The organism is Methylobacterium sp. J-048 (genome assembly GCF_022829515.1).
Classification (GTDB): domain Bacteria; phylum Pseudomonadota; class Alphaproteobacteria; order Rhizobiales; family Beijerinckiaceae; genus Methylobacterium.
Map to the genome: position 1 here is coordinate 35,602 of NZ_JAKSYL010000146.1, position 16,382 is coordinate 51,983.

21 protein-coding genes are annotated in these 16,382 nt (G+C 65.7%); 6 read left to right on the forward strand and 15 right to left on the reverse strand.

Going from position 1 to position 16,382, the window contains the following annotated elements; all coding sequences use genetic code 11:
* Positions 1-375: 375 nt before the first annotated feature.
* A complete protein-coding gene (locus MKL09_RS32350; protein WP_409566929.1) occupies positions 376-657 on the forward strand; it encodes a PilZ domain-containing protein in 282 nt (93 codons plus the stop codon).
* A 1,208-nt stretch (positions 658-1,865) separates the two neighbouring features.
* Here MKL09_RS32350 and MKL09_RS13920 read toward each other — a convergent pair.
* From MKL09_RS13920 to MKL09_RS31995, 9 genes are all read right to left on the reverse strand, one after another.
* Positions 1,866-2,285 (reverse strand): hypothetical protein, encoded by a 420-nt coding sequence (locus MKL09_RS13920; protein ID WP_244020900.1) that lies wholly within the window; start codon positions 2,283-2,285, stop codon positions 1,866-1,868.
* Positions 2,282-2,707: a DUF6074 family protein gene (locus MKL09_RS13925; protein WP_244020902.1), complete on the reverse strand. Its 426-nt coding sequence runs from the start codon at positions 2,705-2,707 to the stop codon at positions 2,282-2,284. The genes MKL09_RS13920 and MKL09_RS13925 overlap by 4 nt, the downstream gene beginning before the upstream one ends.
* Positions 2,704-3,141, reverse strand: coding sequence for a hypothetical protein (locus MKL09_RS13930; RefSeq protein ID WP_244020903.1), 438 nt, complete (start codon positions 3,139-3,141; stop codon positions 2,704-2,706). Before MKL09_RS13930 ends, MKL09_RS13925 begins: the two co-directional genes overlap by 4 nt.
* Complete coding sequence (locus tag MKL09_RS13935) at positions 3,138-3,707, reverse strand: hypothetical protein (RefSeq protein ID WP_244020904.1); 570 nt, start codon at positions 3,705-3,707, stop codon at positions 3,138-3,140. Before MKL09_RS13935 ends, MKL09_RS13930 begins: the two co-directional genes overlap by 4 nt.
* 10 nt (positions 3,708-3,717) lie before the next feature.
* Positions 3,718-3,948, reverse strand: coding sequence for a helix-turn-helix transcriptional regulator (locus MKL09_RS13940; protein WP_244020905.1), 231 nt, complete (start codon positions 3,946-3,948; stop codon positions 3,718-3,720).
* 31 nt (positions 3,949-3,979) lie between these two features.
* Positions 3,980-4,702 carry a hypothetical protein gene (locus tag MKL09_RS13945; RefSeq protein WP_244020906.1) on the reverse strand — a complete coding sequence of 241 codons (723 nt, stop codon included), beginning with the start codon at positions 4,700-4,702 and terminating at the stop codon, positions 3,980-3,982.
* 2 nt (positions 4,703-4,704) lie between these two features.
* Positions 4,705-5,964, reverse strand: a complete 1,260-nt coding sequence (locus MKL09_RS13950) for a site-specific integrase (protein ID WP_244020907.1) — start codon at positions 5,962-5,964, stop codon at positions 4,705-4,707.
* Positions 5,965-6,420: 456 nt separating this feature from the next.
* Positions 6,421-6,702, reverse strand: a complete 282-nt coding sequence (locus MKL09_RS13955) for a PilZ domain-containing protein (RefSeq protein WP_244020908.1) — start codon at positions 6,700-6,702, stop codon at positions 6,421-6,423.
* A 202-nt stretch (positions 6,703-6,904) separates the two neighbouring features.
* The gene (locus tag MKL09_RS31995) at positions 6,905-7,027 is read right to left on the reverse strand and encodes a hypothetical protein (protein WP_279605869.1); all 123 of its coding nucleotides are present in this window, start codon (positions 7,025-7,027) and stop codon (positions 6,905-6,907) included.
* A gap of 184 nt (positions 7,028-7,211) precedes the next feature.
* Here MKL09_RS31995 and MKL09_RS13960 point away from each other — a divergent pair, with 184 nt between their 5' ends.
* Positions 7,212-8,237 carry a hypothetical protein gene (locus MKL09_RS13960; protein ID WP_244020909.1) on the forward strand — a complete coding sequence of 342 codons (1,026 nt, stop codon included), beginning with the start codon at positions 7,212-7,214 and terminating at the stop codon, positions 8,235-8,237.
* 9 nt (positions 8,238-8,246) lie between these two features.
* Here the strand turns inward: MKL09_RS13960 and MKL09_RS13965 are convergent, their stop codons facing one another.
* The 3 genes from MKL09_RS13965 to MKL09_RS13975 all read right to left on the reverse strand — a co-directional run bounded on the left by MKL09_RS13965 (position 8,247) and on the right by MKL09_RS13975 (position 9,780).
* Complete coding sequence (locus MKL09_RS13965; RefSeq protein ID WP_244020910.1) at positions 8,247-8,432, reverse strand: hypothetical protein; 186 nt, start codon at positions 8,430-8,432, stop codon at positions 8,247-8,249.
* Between the two features lie 78 nt (positions 8,433-8,510).
* On the reverse strand, positions 8,511-8,852 hold the full coding sequence (locus tag MKL09_RS13970; RefSeq protein WP_244020912.1) for a hypothetical protein: 342 nt from the start codon (positions 8,850-8,852) through the stop codon (positions 8,511-8,513).
* Between the two features lie 64 nt (positions 8,853-8,916).
* Positions 8,917-9,780, reverse strand: coding sequence for a formyltransferase family protein (locus MKL09_RS13975; protein ID WP_244020914.1), 864 nt, complete (start codon positions 9,778-9,780; stop codon positions 8,917-8,919).
* A gap of 110 nt (positions 9,781-9,890) precedes the next feature.
* Between MKL09_RS13975 and MKL09_RS13980 the strand changes: the two genes are divergently transcribed.
* Together MKL09_RS13980 and MKL09_RS13985 are read left to right on the forward strand one after the other, a co-directional pair.
* Positions 9,891-10,625, forward strand: coding sequence for an SDR family NAD(P)-dependent oxidoreductase (locus MKL09_RS13980; protein WP_244020915.1), 735 nt, complete (start codon positions 9,891-9,893; stop codon positions 10,623-10,625).
* A gap of 3 nt (positions 10,626-10,628) precedes the next feature.
* On the forward strand, positions 10,629-12,227 hold the full coding sequence (locus MKL09_RS13985) for a cryptochrome/photolyase family protein (protein ID WP_244020918.1): 1,599 nt from the start codon (positions 10,629-10,631) through the stop codon (positions 12,225-12,227).
* On the opposite strand, the gene bcsS is transcribed toward MKL09_RS13985, so the two are convergent.
* Entirely contained in the window at positions 12,194-12,859 is a 666-nt protein-coding gene (bcsS, locus tag MKL09_RS13990; protein ID WP_244020920.1) for a cellulose biosynthesis protein BcsS, read from the reverse strand. The genes MKL09_RS13985 and bcsS overlap by 34 nt on opposite strands.
* Positions 12,860-13,220: 361 nt before the next feature.
* On the opposite strand from bcsS, the gene MKL09_RS13995 reads away from it, so the two are divergent.
* A complete protein-coding gene (locus MKL09_RS13995) occupies positions 13,221-13,823 on the forward strand; it encodes an exopolysaccharide biosynthesis protein (RefSeq protein WP_279605871.1) in 603 nt (200 codons plus the stop codon).
* Between the two features lie 10 nt (positions 13,824-13,833).
* On the opposite strand, the gene ldtR is transcribed toward MKL09_RS13995, so the two are convergent.
* Both ldtR and MKL09_RS32200 read right to left on the reverse strand, forming a co-directional pair.
* Positions 13,834-14,346 carry a transcriptional regulator LdtR gene (ldtR, locus tag MKL09_RS14000; RefSeq protein ID WP_244020924.1) on the reverse strand — a complete coding sequence of 171 codons (513 nt, stop codon included), beginning with the start codon at positions 14,344-14,346 and terminating at the stop codon, positions 13,834-13,836.
* 162 nt (positions 14,347-14,508) lie between these two features.
* Positions 14,509-14,967: a DUF6163 family protein gene (locus tag MKL09_RS32200; protein WP_409566932.1), complete on the reverse strand. Its 459-nt coding sequence runs from the start codon at positions 14,965-14,967 to the stop codon at positions 14,509-14,511.
* A 205-nt stretch (positions 14,968-15,172) separates the two neighbouring features.
* On the opposite strand from MKL09_RS32200, the gene hemB reads away from it, so the two are divergent.
* The gene (hemB, locus tag MKL09_RS14010) at positions 15,173-16,231 is read left to right on the forward strand and encodes a porphobilinogen synthase (RefSeq protein ID WP_244020928.1); all 1,059 of its coding nucleotides are present in this window, start codon (positions 15,173-15,175) and stop codon (positions 16,229-16,231) included.
* Positions 16,232-16,382 lie beyond the last annotated feature (151 nt).

A 16,382-nucleotide genomic window follows, 5' to 3' on the forward strand; every position in this document is an offset into this window, starting at 1 on the left:
AGACGGTCCCTACACTCGATCCGCGGGCCCCGGGGTGGGGGTACAGGCATGCCCGATAGGCCCGCCATTACTCTACGCGCCCCGTGGGCGGCAGCGGCGGGGTTGGCGCGTGGGCTCACGGACGTTTGCCAGCGCACGGGCCTGTACGGCCAATTTTGACAGGGTGCTGGCTGGCGAACCCGGATCCAGGGCGGGATGGGTCCCAACCCGGGGGTGCCTGGCAAGCTGAGCGACCTGCCTCTACCTCTCTTAAGACCACCGCCGACCAAATATCGACGTTCATTGCTTGTAGAGTATGTCGTCGGTTTAGACTGAACTTCAGCGCTGATATCAGTATTGTAATCAGCACGTGTGGCAGATTTAAGGCCCGTTAATATGTTCGAGCGCCGCGGAAAGCTTCGCGCCAAAGCTGTTGTCCCAGGGCGCGCTGCCCTGCCTGGGATCGACAAGGCAGTGCGGTGCATCGCGCTGGACTTCTCGCCCAGCGGGGCATGCCTATTGTTTCCCGATGGGACCACTGTGCCACGCATGTTCGAGTTGGCGCTAGGCCATGAGCCAGCTGCTTCCGCCGTTCGTGTTGTATGGCGTCGTGAGGATCGGGTCGGTGTGGCCTTCATGGCCCCCCGGGTGAACGTGCCTGACGTGGTGCCTGGCTGAGGTCGTAGCCTGTCAGAGCCTACCCACCAGCCATGCACTTCTTAAAGTGCTCTTTGCGCAGTTCTCGGTTGCATTCGGCGTACTGAGCTGCGCCTTTACCACCGGATACCATCTGACGGGCCTCAGTATGACACTTGATCTGTAGTGGTGTGTCGCCTGGTTGGGGCATATACACGAAACTGCGGGCATTTCCCGCGTATGTCGGCGAAGCGATTATTGAAACTGCGGTAATCGCAGTACCTACGAAAAGCTTGCGCATGTCCGATATCCTAGACCAATTGTGTGCTGGATCAGATAATGGCAGGCAGTATTGCGTCGTCAAGGACAACAGGGGATCTTAGACGTAGAAGGCCCCGCGCGGTTTGCACCGGCGGGGCCTTGAAGCTCGCGTTACCCCGGCATCCCGCCGGCGATCGTGGCCCACCCTCCTGCAGGTGGTGGGCGTAGGGGCACACTGCAGTTGCGCTCCACACGGTCGATCTGGGCAACATCAGGCCTTGAGGTCCGGTTACTATCAGACGGCGCCGAAGATGCAAGGTTTCCAGGGTCGAACAACGCTGAGAAGTGCACCGAAGACACGATCAACACGGATCGTGTTTTTTCCGAGCACAGCACGCCGGACGTTGCATCACCCATTCGATGCCAACGCGGCATCCGCTCGGCTGCAGCTGCAGGATCAGCTGTAGACTTTGCGCAGTCGCGAGGGTCCGGGCGCGGGCGACTGCCCGTCAGGGGCAGGCGCGTGGAGCGCACGGCCCGTCCGCACGTACACAAGCATCAGGATGTGGCTTCGCACGCGCGGGGTGAGGTTCTAGTTCTGCCAGGCTAAAACCCGGTTCAACCCGCGCGCCCTGGCATGGTGTATCCCGCGTCATAGCCGAAAGGGGCGGGCTCGGGGTCGCCTGGGGCGCCCCGATCCGCCTTCGCCAGGACGAGATGCAGTTGCTCGGTCCTGCTCCGATGAGGCGCGCCGGACGGATCGGACGCGCGTAAAGCGCGCCGCCCAACGGACGCTTATGGCGCGCCATCTTCCTGGAAAGGTCCTGGTCTATCCTAGATACGGTGCACAAGCTTGTGCGCACCCCCTGCGTACCGAGGGTGCGCACCCCCTGCGTGCAAGCTTGTGCGCCTTTTTCCGGCGCGGAAAGGCGTACAAGGTGTTCGCCTTTTTATCGGAGAACGGGCAGGGAAAACGGAGACGTCAGCGCCTACCGGGATCTGCCGGGGGCCAGCTTCAGCTTGTACCGGTTGGCATGGCCGGCCCCCCGTCCTACCGTGACACCAAGGTGGTCGCGTAGCTCAAGTGCCGCCACGGTCTTTTGGATACCGCGCCGACTGGCGCCAAGGGCTTCTTGCAACTGGCTGTGCGATGGATGGGCGTAGCCCTTTCGACGATCGACGCACTGGCTGATGATGATCGCCAAGCGGTAGCCCAGGGGGGGCAGGTCGGGGTCTTGAGCGACCTGCTTGAGCCACAGGAATACATCGCGGGCGGCGTTGGTGCCGCTGGACGATGGGCGGCTGGTCAATGCCAACGAACTGGTGCTGCTCAACGGATCTAAGTCCGCCGGAGCCGCAGCCGAACCCGCGGCGTATGTAGCCGCAGGAATGGTGTTGGGCTCTTTCACGCCGCCGACCCTCCGCCGGTATCACAGGCCGGGCGGCCGTCGTGGATCCAGACCACGGTGGCGACTGCTTTTTCAAGCCGCGCGAGTTCTGCCTCGATCTCAACCGCCACGACGCCCATCTTGCGCAGCTTGGTGGCGATTGGCCGGAACCGCCTGTCGAGGAGCATCACCCGGCACTGACGGCCATGGCGTTCGCGTAGAACCATGAACGCTCTGGCGAGCTCTGCAATAAGCCGAGTGTCTCGCGACGGCGGGAACGGCAGCAGCACCGCGCTGCTTGGCGCTCCTGGCGCCGGTGACTCGTTGTAGGCAGGGACGAGTTCGCCCAGGAGGTTGCGCCGGTCTCGGCGGCGCTTCCTCGATGGCGCGATTTCAATGGCGGGGATGCCACTGAACAATGGAAGGTCGGAGAGGTCCGTCATGCAGCGCCTCCAGCAGCCTTTAAGCCGTGTGTATTGCTGAACGCAGATGTCGTGAATTGGATGAAGGCCTCTGGCGGAAGATTGCCGGCTAGAGCCGACAACGCATCACCACTCGCTTCCGTGTAGGCTATCTCAGTCGCCAATGTTGTCCGGCCAAACTCTATAACTGAAGCAATTAGGACTTGGGCCATCCAGTGGGGGGCGATGGTGATGATGCCATCGTTGGTTGCGAGTGTTCGAACATCCCGCGACCAATCTGAAGATCGATGCATGCGCCGATAATGCTGCCGAAGCTCGGGAGGCATGCCGAGCCACGAGTGTAGATCATCCGCCACGTGCCATGGCAGATGGGGCTCTGCGTATGGGGCCCGGAAAAACCGCAGCGGCTTGCCGTTGAGTGTGCCGGTATAGATGGGGGCGGCGAGGGTGGTCATGCTGCCGCCTCCGCGTCGAGGACGACCGGCGCGTAGCTTGCTAATCCCAACGGCCCTTCGCGCTGCGTGGAGACGTAGACCTTGTTGCCGATCTGAATGCCGAACGAACTATGGCCGAAAGGCATGACGCTCCTGGGAATCGGAAGCGGGCGCCAAGTCTTGTCCGTGTAGCTTCGGGTCTCAATCCCAAGCCATTGGCCCGCGGGCAACGGCTCGGCCCGGCACCGCCAGTCCTGCGGTCGGCTCTTACCGGCAGCGGCCGTTTCGAGCCCAGCAACCTGTTGCGGCGTCCAAGCCGGGAAGCGCGTGATGATAGCGCGCCATGGCTCGAAGGCATCGGCGAGCAGGATAAAGCGCACGAGGCGAACACGACCGGCGCGGCAAGCCTCAATCGAAGCTGAAGCTGTGCGGTCCCCTACGGGTGAGGTGGTCGCCCAGAGAAAGTCTGGATCGGGATAGCCTCCGATCCGATTTCGGCCCGCTCTAAGCTTGCCGTCGAGTAGGATGAAGGGCAGCCGTGCGCTGTCGGTGTAGTGATACACGATGTCGGAGGCGCGCTCGTTCATGGCCGCTCCCTCACGCTGCCGCTTCGGACGTGGATCCGCGCGCCTGGACCTCGATCCAAGCTTCCAGATCGGTGTCCTTGTAGAAGACTTTGCCGCCGATCTTGTAGTATTTTGGGCCCTTGCCCTTCACCCGCCAGGCTCGAAGCGTCGAAGGCTTCGATCCCAGCTGACTTGCAGCGTCCGTCTCACAACGGAAACCGCGCTGTTCCAATGCTGTAGGGTTATTCATCTCTGCCGCCATCGGTTTGCTTCACCGCTTACGGCTCGACAACCTAATCAGATTTTGACGGAACGCTACACAAACAATTCGCGCTCGGGGCAGCCTTTTCCGGGGCAGGATGGCCAAGGGCATCCAGGTCGGTGCGCAGCTGCGCGGTGGCCCTCTGCTCCGCTTCCAGGGCTGTTCGAGCCAGAACCATCGCATTGGTGAGAGCCCTGCGATCGCGCAGATGGGTCACACCAGCCTTGTGCGCGCAGTCCGCAAGTTCGACCATCAGGTTCATGAATGCCGGGGATGTGCGCCCCTGCCGATCTTTCGTGACCCAACGTTCGGTCCTGGCAAGCTCCAGCATCGATGCGGAAAATGCTGTAATCTGCGTATCTACCGGCCGCCCTCGTGTAGGTTTCTCCCGGTCCTGCGCAAATACCCTGTAGTTATCGTGAGTATCTTCGCTGCACTCAAGAGTGAGACGTGCAAGCTTGGCGCGATTGTCGAGGCCTTGCTGTATCAGTGACCCATGAAATTCATCGTGTCCGGCGTAATATGCGCTTTCGGACGCCGATAGCTCAATCAAGGCGGCGTGAAAGAATTCCGCGGCTTTGGATGCCTGTTCTAGAGCCTCAATGTGCCGCTGTAGCTCTTTCGGTCGCTGAAAGGCACGAACGATAATGTCGTTCAACTGATGTCGTACGTAATCCGACGCTACAAAGCCCTCAAGTTTTGAGGCAAGCACAGCTATACTCGCCCACCGTTCATCGTTGAGATGAAACACCACCGTCACCCTCCTGTGCGGAGGGTGACAACGTTCGTGGCCTCAAGCTTTTTGCGGGCCTCTTGCAGCGCTGCTGCACGCTTCTTGGAGCTGCCCTCGGCGGCGCGCTTCACCGCCTCCATTTGGAGTTGGGCGTAACGCATGGCCGTGGCCACAGACCTGTGGCCGCATATCCGCATCTGATCGGGGAGGGGTATGGTTGGATCCGAGTAAATCTTCGTGCAGAACCAATGCCGGACCAGATGCGTTGTGGCGTTCTCCTTCGCGATCACGCCGGCAGCAGCCATCGTCTTCTCGAAGGCGCCTTCCAACGTTTCCACGCGCATGGCCTTGAGGTTCTTCGAAGGGCACACCGCTGGCGCGCCCTCGATCCTGGGCGCGGCGTTGAGGAGGTCGCGTGCCTCCTCGGTCAGCGGCTTCACCAGGGCGCCGGTCTTGGTATCCGGCCACGCAATAAGGCCTTCCTCGAAGTCGATGAACGCCCATTCGAGCGCGGTGATTTCGCCCACACGGCACCCTGTGGCGAACAGCAGCTTGATCCCCAGCGCCTGGAACTCCGTGATGGTCTTTGCGGTCGCCAGCGCCTCGACGGCGTTGAGCAGCTTAGCCACCTCCATGTCGGAGAACAGGCGCTCCCGCCGGCGGGAGCCGAATTTGCGCACCCTGCATGGGTTCGAGCCGGGATCGCGGAGGCCCCACTGTTCGGCCAGGCTCATGGCTGAGGAGAGCACCCTCACTATCTGGTCGGCGTGGGTTTTGGTGGCACGCCGCTTGTGGTGCAGCTCGGCGACTTGTGCGGGGGTGAGCGACCGCACTGGCTCGTCACCCAACTCGGGCTTCAGAACGTTTTCGATGATGTGGCGGTACCCGTACGCGGTGCGTGCCTTCAGCCGCGTATCGACGTGCTCTGCCACAAAGCGGTCGAGCAGATCGCGGACCTTCGGGGCCTTCCGATCCGCAGTCTGGGCCTCTTTCGCTGCCGCCAGTTCGGCTGCGGGATCCGAACCCAGCGTGGCACCGGCCAAGATGCGTTCCGCTTCCTGGCGCGCCTGGTCGGGCGACAGCTTGTTGGCGGCGCCGATCGTCTGCCGGCGGTAGGGCGCGCTGCGGCCGCGCCCGGCCCGGTACGCCACAATGTACGACTTGGAGCCGGTCGGCCGGACACGGACCCCGAAGCCGGTCAGGTCGCGATCCCAGATGGTGTACTCGGACGCCCGGGGCTCAAGCCCATCCACCATCCTTTTCGTGATGCGCTGCTCGGCCATGCCATCCACCGGGCCCGGGCTTTCGTGATGTTCCACGGGGGGGGGGCGGGCGGGGAAGCACCGAACCCTTTCCGGGGTAGCACCGGGGAAGCACGCGGGATCAACAACGAGCGACAAGGATCGCCGCACGTCGCTAGGGTGTAGCGCTAAGCCCCTACAAAGCAATCGTTTTATCGCGCGCCATGCACAGGCGTCGCCACCGATAATGCGGCTGCTTGCAAGCTTTTAATCTGTAGGTCCTGGGTTCGAGTCCCAGCGCGCTCACCATACATCTCGCTTTGATAAAGACCGGAAGGTTATCGGGCGTAAGTCCGGCTGCTGTTGTGCGTCGAAGCTCAAGTCGTTATGCGAAAAGCGAGCGGCTTTCATATGCGTTTGGCTTATTATGTGGCCGGCACGGGCGCTAAAAATTATCCAGACTACGCTTCCTGATGGCACGTAAAGTCTAGGCATCGCTTACACACAGAACAGAACTCCGGCTGTCCGCCCTTTCCGCCAGATGAGCTTCACCGCGTAGCGCATATCGGAATTCGCCAGCACGAGGTCGAACGCCGTCTCCAGCATCACGACCTGCGTGCCGAGAAATTCCAGCATCGCGCCGCCGTCCGAGAGGTTCTGGACCCGGCAGGGGAAGCGCGATCCGTCCGGGTGCTGCGCGAAGGCCAGAAGGGCCGTCGCGGTGCGGGCGCTGGTCCGGCGCTCGACGAAGGCGATCGGAGGCCTGGCGTTGCGGGGCATGGCCGAATGACCCTGACGATACCGGCCAAGATGGCGCGATGTCAGTAAAATTGCTCCAAAAATACTAATGATCGATTGATCAGAGCTGGATTTGTAGGAAAATAAAGTATGGGCTGATGGCCCTTAGGCTTCGGGCGGAAGTGCCGCGGCCGAGCGCGAAGCGGCCGGTCGATCGTCCCAGGCCCGCGATGGGCCTCAGATCCTACCGGCGCTCGTCGTCGCGCAGCGGCGGCCCCTTGCCCGCCTTGATGAACTTGCCGACGAACAGCCCGACCGGAATCGAAACCAGGAACCAGTTTCGCAGGAATCGCAGCGACTTCGACATGGGGCGCATTCCTTGTCTCGATGGGGCGATGCGTGAGGATCGTGCATCCTGGGACCCAAACGCGCAGTCCCGTCTGTGGTGCCTCGCGCAGGCCTGTCGATCATGGCTTTTGCGGCTGGGACCAGCCAAGCTTGGCGTAAAGCCCCGGTCGGCGCTGAGCCTTGTCGGACAACGGGAGATGATCATGCGCAGCCACCCCGGCCTGAGGATCCTGCCCTGCCTCATCCTGGCGAGTTGTCCCGCGCGCCTGTCCGCGGAGGCGCTCGGGCTGCCGCCCGCCATGGGTCAGGCTATGCCCTGGCCGCCGGGCTTCTCCCGCGATGTCCAGGGCACCGGTCTGCCGGGTCTCGATGGCGGTCACGCCTTCCTGTGGAACCGGCCCCCGGGCTTCGACCCGGTCTCGACCCTGCGCGTCGATCGGCATGTGCCGGATGGGTCGGGGGTGCCCGGCCATACCTACAAGGCGCTCTGGGCGCTCGGTTCGTCGGGCCCGCACAATGCCGGCTACGAATGGACGATCACGGGCGAACTGCACAATCGCAGCCTCGCCAGCACGGGCGCGCAGAACCTCGCCGTCAACGGCACGATCTTCAAGGAGGCCAACGGGATCGGCCCGGTGGGACCGTCCTGGGCGGGCAATTTCAACTGCGTGGACATGACCGACGAGGCCGACCCGGTCGCCTCCTGCATCGGCGCCGAGGTCGATGTGTCGGCGCAATCGCCGACGACGGACCGCAACCGCCAGCGGGTCGGCCTGCAGATCTCCACCGGCGGGGTGGCGGGCGCCCATACCGGCTACGGTATCCTGATGGGCAATCTCACGGGCTCGGTGACCGACCGGGGCGTTTCGTTCCAGGGGGAGGGGACCTACGGCATCGGGATCGACACGGCCGCCGGACGATTCACCGGCGCGCCGATCCTGCTGGGATCGGGCCAATCGATCGCGCTCGACGGAAACCGCGAGGGGCGTTTTGGGCGCACCCTCGGCTTCGATGGGCGGGATCTGGTCTACGGGACGGCAAGCGGGCCGGTCTTCCGGGTGAGCGATGCGGGCCAGCTTCAGGCGGCGTCGGTTCGGGAGGCGCGACCGAATCCGCCGCAAAGCAGCCGGGAGGCCTGCACACCCGGCGACCACGCCTGGGACGAGGCATTCGAGTATCGCTGCGTCGCCCCAGACCGCTGGAAACGCGCCGCTCTCAGCGACTGGTGAGCACGGCTCTCACGCCTTGCGGAACGGCAGGATCGCCACGAAGGCCGCGAGGGCGGCGCCGATCACGCGCAGGAGCGCGGAGCCCGGGCTGTCGGGCGAGACGACGATCCACTCGAACAGCATCGCGCCCGACAAAAGCAGCAGCACCGAGACGAGGAGCGTCTCGCCCGAGAGTGCGGATGGCTTGGCCTTCATGGTGGTTCCCCCGGAGCGCGTTTCTTATTCGCTTGCACCGGGGTGTTAGCGGATCGGTGGCCGTAAGGCGAACCGGCCTCACCGATCGAAGATGCGCACCACCGCGCGGGTCGCCGGATCCACGACCACGACCTTGTCGCCCGGCGCCACGAAATAGCCGTAGCGGCGCAGGCGCGGGTTCGGCGCGTCCGTGAAGGGGGCGAGACGCACGTCCTCCGGTACGATGGTACCGGGCCGCAGCGGGATCGAGCCGACGATCGGGCCGGGGCCGACCGGGCGGCTCACGATGTAGTCGCGCACCACGACCTCGTCGTCCGGGCCGAAATCGTCGGGTTCGACGATTACGCCCTGCGCGAAGGCGGTGCCGGTGTACAGCACGGCAAGACCGAGGGCTGCGGCGAGACTTGCGCGTGTCGACATGGCAGGCTCCGTGACGATCGGGATCGGCTGAAACACCGCCCGTCACGAATGTGTTCCCGGCGCCTCAGCGACCGACCTGAGCGGACTCTGCCAGCGGCACCGGTGACCAGCGGGTGATCTGGACGTAGCCGTCCAGCGCGGCGATCACGACGTGCCGGCGATGGCGGTGCACGACGGTGCCGGGCGTATGCGGGTGACGCTCGCGCCAGCCCTGTGCCTCGGCCACGTAGACCCGCGCATCGCCCAGCCGGGCGATGGTCTCGACGGTGCCGAAGGCCCGGACCCGGCGCAGGATCGGCTCCACTTCCTGCCGGAAATCGAGGGTCCTGTCGGCATCGGTGGCCCGGGGCCAGTAGGAGCCGTCGCCCTGCGGCTCGGCGCGGCGCCAGCGCGCGGGAAGCTCCTTGCCGAGCGGTCCGGTGGCGAGCCGCCGGGCCGCCATCTGGCACTTGGCCAGCACGGTCTCGTGGGATTCGGTGGTCTCGAGGCCGAAGATGTCCTGGGCCAGGATATCGCCGGTGTCGAAGCCGTCCGCGAGAACATGGGCGGTGACCCCCCAGGTCTCGTAGCGGTCGAGCACCGCCCGGAACAGCGGATAGGGCCCGCGCCCGGTCGGCAGCGGGGAGGGGTGGATGTTCAGACCGTAGGCGGCGCGGCCGCGCCAGCCCTTCACCAGCCAGGGATAGCCCGCCACCACGAGCGCCCAATCCTTGCCGTGCTCGGCCTGCAGGGCCTCGATGTCCCGCTCGCGGATGCGCGACAGCTGGATCGGCAGGCGCATCGAACGGGCGCGGGCGACCAGCACGTCGTTGTGGTCGTAGATCCCGTCGCAGGGCCGGGTGAACAGTTTGATCGGCTTCCAGCCGGCCTCGACCAGGCCCTCGAACACGCCGCCCAGGAAGTCGATGCCGGCGAACGCGAACTTCATGCTTGCCGCCTGCGACCTTGTGAACGTGGAGCGGGACGGCCTGCCGCCTGCCCGGGGGCGCCACCGGCCTTACTTTGTCCGAGGCAGGTTGGGTAGCAAGAGGGCCGCAGGTGCGACAGGTTCTGATCTACGGCGGGACGGGCGGCATCGGCCTGGCGACCGCGCGAGCCTTGCGAGCCCGCGGCTATGCCCTTCACCTCGCGGCTCGGGATAGCGAGCGACTGTCGCGCGCGGCTGACGAACTCGGCGAGACGACGTTTACGGCCGGCGATGTCGGCGATCCGGACTTCTTCGCTGCCGCCAGCGAGGCGGCGGGGCCTGCGCTCTCCGGCCTTGTCTACGCGGTCGGCACGATCAACCTGCGTCCGCTCGGGCGTCTGACCCGGGCCGATGTGGAGAACGACTTCCGGATCAATGCCCTCGGCGCCTTCTCGGCCGTCCAGGCCGCGGCCGGCGCACTGAAAGCCGGCGCCGGGGAGTCGGGCGCCGGGATCGTGCTGTTCTCGACGGTGGCCGTCGCGCAGGGCTTTCCAGCCCATGCCTCCGTGGCGATGGCCAAGGGTGCTGTCGAGGGGCTCGGCCTTTCGCTCGCGGCCGAGCTCGCCCCGCAGATTCGCGTCAATGTGGTCGCGCCCTCGCTGACGCGGACGCCGCTCGCCGCCGCCATCACCGGCAACGAGACCTTGGCCCAGGGGATCGCCGCCATGCACGCCCTGCAGCGGCTCGGCCGCCCGGAGGATGTCGGAGCGCTCGCGGCCTTCCTGGTCTCCGACGAGGCGGGCTGGATCACCGGCCAGGTCATCGGCGTCGATGGCGGCCGCGCGACCCTGCGCACCAAGGGCTGACGGGTGCCGGCACAATCCGCATCGCGGACCGGCGGCACGCTCCGGTTCGTTCTCGGCGATCAGCTGAACCGGCGGGTATCGAGCCTGATCGATCTCGACCCCGCGCAGGATGTCGTCCTGCTGGTCGAGGTGCGGGACGAAGCGACCTATGTCCGCCACCACAAGCAGAAGATCGCCTTCCTGTTCGCCGCCATGCGCCATTTCGCGGCCGAGCTGGAGGCCGAGGGGATCACGGTCGACTATGTCCGCCTGACCGATCCCGGCAATACCGGCAGCTTTACCGGCGAGCTGGAACGCGCGGTGGTGCGCCACGCGCCCGCGCGGGTCGTCGTCACCGAGCCCGGCGAGTGGCGGGTCTGGGAGATGATGCAGGCTTGGCGCGAGACGCTGCCCGTTCCGGTGCAGATCCGTTCGGACAACCGCTTCCTGTGCCCGCGCGAGGATTTCGCCCGCTGGGCCGACGGGCGCCATCATCTGCGGATGGAGACGTTCTACCGTGGCATGCGCCGCCGCACCGGCCTGCTCATGGATCGCGGCGAACCTGTCGGTGGCCAATGGAACTTCGATTCCGACAACCGCAAGCGCCTGCCCAAAGGCCACCGCCTGCCGGACCGGATCGGTTTCCAGCCGGACGCGATCACCCGGGAGGCGATCGCGCTGGTCGAGCGCGAGTTCGCCGGCCATTTTGGCGACCTGGCGCGTTTCTCCTGGCCAGTGACCCGGGCCGATGCCCTGGCCGCCCTCAAGCACTTCATCGACCAGTGCCTGCCGACCTTCGGCGACTACCAGGACGCCATGAAGGCGGGCGCGCCGTTCCTCTACCACGCGCTGCTCTCGCCGCCTCTCAACGCCGGCCTTCTCACCGCGGAGGAAGTCTGCTGGGCCGCCGAGCGGGCCTACCGGGACGGAGCCGCGCCGCTCAACTGCGTCGAGGGCTTCATCCGGCAGATCCTCGGCTGGCGGGAATATGTCCGCGGCGTCTACTGGGCGCGGATGCCCGAATACCGCGAGACCAACGCGCTGGGCGCGGACCGGGACCTGCCGTGGTTCTACTGGTCGGGGGAGACGAAGCTCAACTGCATTGCCAACGTGGTGACGGATACGCGGGCCCACGCCTACGCCCACCATATCCAGCGCCTGATGGTGACCGGCACCTTCGCGTTGATCGCAGGCCTGGACCCGGCGCAGGTCGAGGAATGGTACCTGATCGTGTTCGCCGACGCCTACGAATGGGTCGAACTGCCCAACGTCCACGGCATGGTGCTGTGGGCCGACGGGGGCGTGATGGGCTCGAAGCCCTACGCGGCCTCGGGCGCCTATATCGACCGGATGTCGGATTACTGCGCCGGCTGCGCGTATGATGTGAAGCTCAAGGCGGGGCCGAATGCCTGCCCGTTCAACTACCTCTACTGGAACTTTTTGATCGAGAACGCGGACAGGCTGGCCGGTAACCAGCGCATGGCGATGCCGTATCGAACGCTTCGCGGGATGGCGGACGAGCGCCGGGCCGAGATCCGGCAGGATGCGGCCCGCTTCCTCGAATCTCTCACGGCCGAGCCCGAACCCGTTCACCAGGGTGACCAGACCGCCAGCGCCACATAAGGGGATGCGCGTCGCCGGCCCGACTCGGTCTGGAGACCGGCCGAGACACGGAAACTGTAGCGGGCGATGGCGAAATCGGTCGCGTGCAGACCGAGATTCCATTTCCGGTAGCCCGTCTCGTCGCCGTAGACGCTGACCTCCGGGCCGATATGGGCACCCCACGCCCGATAGCCCCAGGCCAACCGCGTCCACAGGCTGCTGCGCGTCGAGCCCAGGATGGCGGTCGCCTGGAGGAGCGTGTTCTCGGTCGGGCGTGCCCAGATCTCGCCGTGCAGGCGCAGGCCATACGCGGCCGGCAAGGCGGCCAGGGCACGCGGGTCGACCAGCATCTCGATCGAACCTTCGGGACCGGAGAAGATGGCCGCCACGCCCCAATCGAAGAACCATTGATAGCCGAGCACCGCCGCGGCGCTGAACGCGTAACGCGTGCGCGGGAGGCCGAAGTCGCCGCGTTCCCGTTGCCGACCGCTGCCGACGCTCGTCAGCGCGACGAAGCCGTCATGGTCGAGGGGCCCGAGCCCGAGTTTGGCTCCAACGGTCAGGAACGTGGCGGCTCCTGCATCGAGACTCCCGAACAGCAGGGCGTCGATCTCCCCGCCGACGGCCGAAGCGGGCGCGGCGATGAGCAGCATGGCAACCGAGACGGTTGATGTTCGTCTCCCGTGGCACGTCAGCGAGGCTCGTGACGTGCCCATGAGTCGGCCTCCGTCGGCAAGCCGTAACTCTAAGGTTGTTTCATGGTGCGCGTAGCGTTTTTTGCCGGCGATGCGCTGGGAAGATCTTAGACATTGCGCTGGAATGACCCTGACGCAATCCAGGATGCTGTTGATTGGGCTGCGTATACGTGAGGTTTATTGAAGGGATTGTTTTGATCATCTGAAGTTTGGCGGCTGTGATCGACAGCGCCCCGTCGTGCATGGAGGCGCCCCGCGCTTGGCCTGCCGGGTGATCTCGGCTAGAGCCCGCGCCAGGACAGCGAAGGTTGGCGGATCCTTGACTGCCGGTGCACGAACGTCGGACGTCCTCACTGTGCTGGCGAGCCAGGAGGGGGAGCGCCTTACCGTCGGCGACATCGTCGCGGTCCTGCGGGATCGCGCCTTCGCCTTGCTCGTCGTGCTGCTCGGCTTGCCGAACTGCCTTCCGATGCCGCCGCCGATCCCGCTGATCTGCGGCCTGCTGCTGCTGCTCGTGGCGGTTCAGATCGCTGCGGGGATGTCGGCGCCGTGGCTGCCCCGGATCCTGCTCGGCCGATCGATCGCGCTCACCGATGTGCGGCGCGCCGTCACCCGGGCGGTTCCGATCTTGCGGCGCCTGGAGCGCTGGTCCCGCCCGCGGGTCAGCGTGTTCGAGACCGCGCTGGGCATGCGCGGCATGGGGATCGCCCTGTTGGCGCTGGCGCTGGCGCTGATCGTGGCCGCGCCGATCGTCGGGCAGATCCCTCTGGGGCTTGCCGTCTGTCTCGTGGGCCTCGGCCTCGTCGAGCGCGACGGCCTCGTCGTGATGGGCGGGTTGGTGATCGGCGTGTTCGGCGTCGCCATCAATGCCGGCTTCGCCTACGCGGTCATCGCCGGGATCGCAGGTCTCCTAAACCTGTGAAGCGCGCGGATCAGAGCCGATAACGGATCTGGTCGGTCCAGAAGCGCTCGAGACGCCCCAGAGCGGTATTCAACCGGCCGAAATCGTCGTCCGAGATCCCCCCGATCGGCGCGATCGTGCGGGCGTGCTTGTCGTAGAGCCCCTGGATGATCTCGTGGATCTGCCGGCCCTTGTCGGTGAGGCTGATCCGGACCGAGCGGCGGTCGGTCTTCGAGCGGGCGTGATGCAGGTAGCCGGCCTCGACCAGCTTCTTGACGTTGTAGGAGACGTTGGAGCCGAGATAGTAGCCCTTGGTCCGCAGCTCGCTCGCGGTCAGCTCCTTGTCGCCGATATTGTACAGGAGCAAGGCCTGGACGCTGTTGACGTCTTCCCGGCCGCGCCGCTCGAACTCGTCCTTGATCACATCGAGGAGCCGGCGGTGCAGACGCTCCACCAGGTGGAGCGCCTCCAGGTAGGAGCCCTTGGCGGACGGGACTTCTTCCGGGGCCTCGCTCTTCGCGACACGGGCGCTCTGGGTCTTCATCGTCTGCCTCACCGTCTGATGTTGCGGCTTCCGTTCGATCCGGTGCCGCTGATGATGGCTAAGCTATGGGTCGGGAATGAAAGGCGATTTAAGCGACAGGATGAATTCCCGATTTACTCTTCGCGGTAAAGACAAACTGAAGCGAAGATCAGAACGGTTCGTTCACCGTGCCTCCTGCGCAGCGAGCCAGGACAGCAGGAAGTACATCAGTACGACGGTCAGGCCGAATACGAGCAACGGCACCGGCATCGGCACGAGTTGTGGGGTCAACACCGCCAACGTCATTGCGGATGTCACGGCCAACAGCCAGATCACGCCGCCCCAGGCGCTCGTCAGCCACAACCCGATGGCCGCCGCCGCATCCACCACGGCGAAGTAGACGATCGCCGCCTGCCGCCCGAACGGCTCGATCTCGAAGGGCCGCGATCCCGGGAGCACATCGAGGATCGTCGCCCAGGACGCGATGCTCTTGATCAGCCAGAACAGCGCGGTGACCCGCATGAACCAGACGAGCACCGTGTCCCACGTCCCCGGCGCTGGCCCTTGCGCGCGCTCGATCCGGTCGGTCGGCGGGTCTCCGGGCCGGGGTCCCTTGCGCCGAATCGGGAAGGAGCCGGGCACTACGGGACGCTCGGGGGTGCAGAAGACCGCTTCATCGTCGGGAGGCCGGGATCCAAGTGCGGGGGAGGGCCGGGTTGAAGCGGTTCCGGCGCCCTGCGTCAACGGCCTGATTTCACCGGGCCTAGACGGTATGCTAGTCCGACCCTCCCAGCGCCGATGCGCCGCGCGATCCTCTGCTTCTCCGCGCGCACGATACCGAAGCCGCATGTCAGACATCTTGCCAGAGCCGCGCCCGATCGCCCTGGAGGCCGCACGCGAGAGCGGTCGCCCGGAACGTCTCAAGATCACCCAGCGTCCGCGCCGCAACCGCAAGGCGGATTGGGCCCGCCGACTGGTTCGCGAGAACACGCTGACGGTCGACGACTTGATCTGGCCGATGTTCGTGATCGAGGGCGAGGGACGGCGAGAGCCGATCGCCTCGATGCCCGGGGTCGAGCGGCTCTCCGTTGACGAGATCGTGCGCGACGCCGAACGGGCGGCGCGGTTGGGGATCCCGGCGGTCGCCTTCTTTCCCTTCACCGAGGTCGAATTGCGCGACCCGACGGGTTCGGAGGCGCTCAACGGCAACAACCTCGTCTGCCGGGCGGTGCGGGCCGTGAAGCGGGCGGTGCCCGAGATCGGCATCATGACCGACGTGGCGCTGGATCCCTACACCAGCCACGGGCACGATGGCTTGATGAAGGACGGCGCGATCCTGAACGACGAGACCGTAGCGGTTCTGGTGGAGCAGAGCCTGATCCAGGCCGAGGCCGGCACCGACATCATCGCCCCCTCGGACATGATGGATGGGCGCGTCGGCGCCATCCGGACCGGGCTGGACAAGGCCGGATTCCTCGACGTGCAGATCATGGCCTACGCGGCCAAATATGCCAGCGCGTTCTACGGCCCGTTTCGCGACGCGATCGGGACCAAAGCCGCGCTCGTGGGCGACAAGCGCACCTACCAGATGGATCCGGGCAATTCGGCCGAGGCCCTGCGCGAGGTCCGCCTCGACCTCGAAGAGGGCGCCGATTCGGTGATGGTGAAGCCGGGGCTGCCCTATCTCGACATCATCCGCCGGGTACGGGACGAGTTCCAGGTGCCGACTTTCGCGTATCAGGTCTCGGGTGAGTACGCGATGATCGAGGCGGCGGCCCGCAACGGCTGGCTCGACGGCGACCGCGCGATGGTCGAGGCCCTCCTGGCGTTCAAGCGTGCCGGCGCCGACGGGATCCTGACTTACCACGCGCCTCGGGTCGCCGAGCGCCTGCGCAACGCCCCGTGAGGCACGGGCGCCGCTGGCTCCTCGGGGCGGCGGCGGTAACGGGTTTCCTCGGCGGCCTCGCCGCCTGCCAGGATACGTTGCGACGGGAACGGATCGCGATCTGCCGCCGCGTTTTGCCGGCCGTCGCGCCGCAGGCCGGGATCCGGTTGCT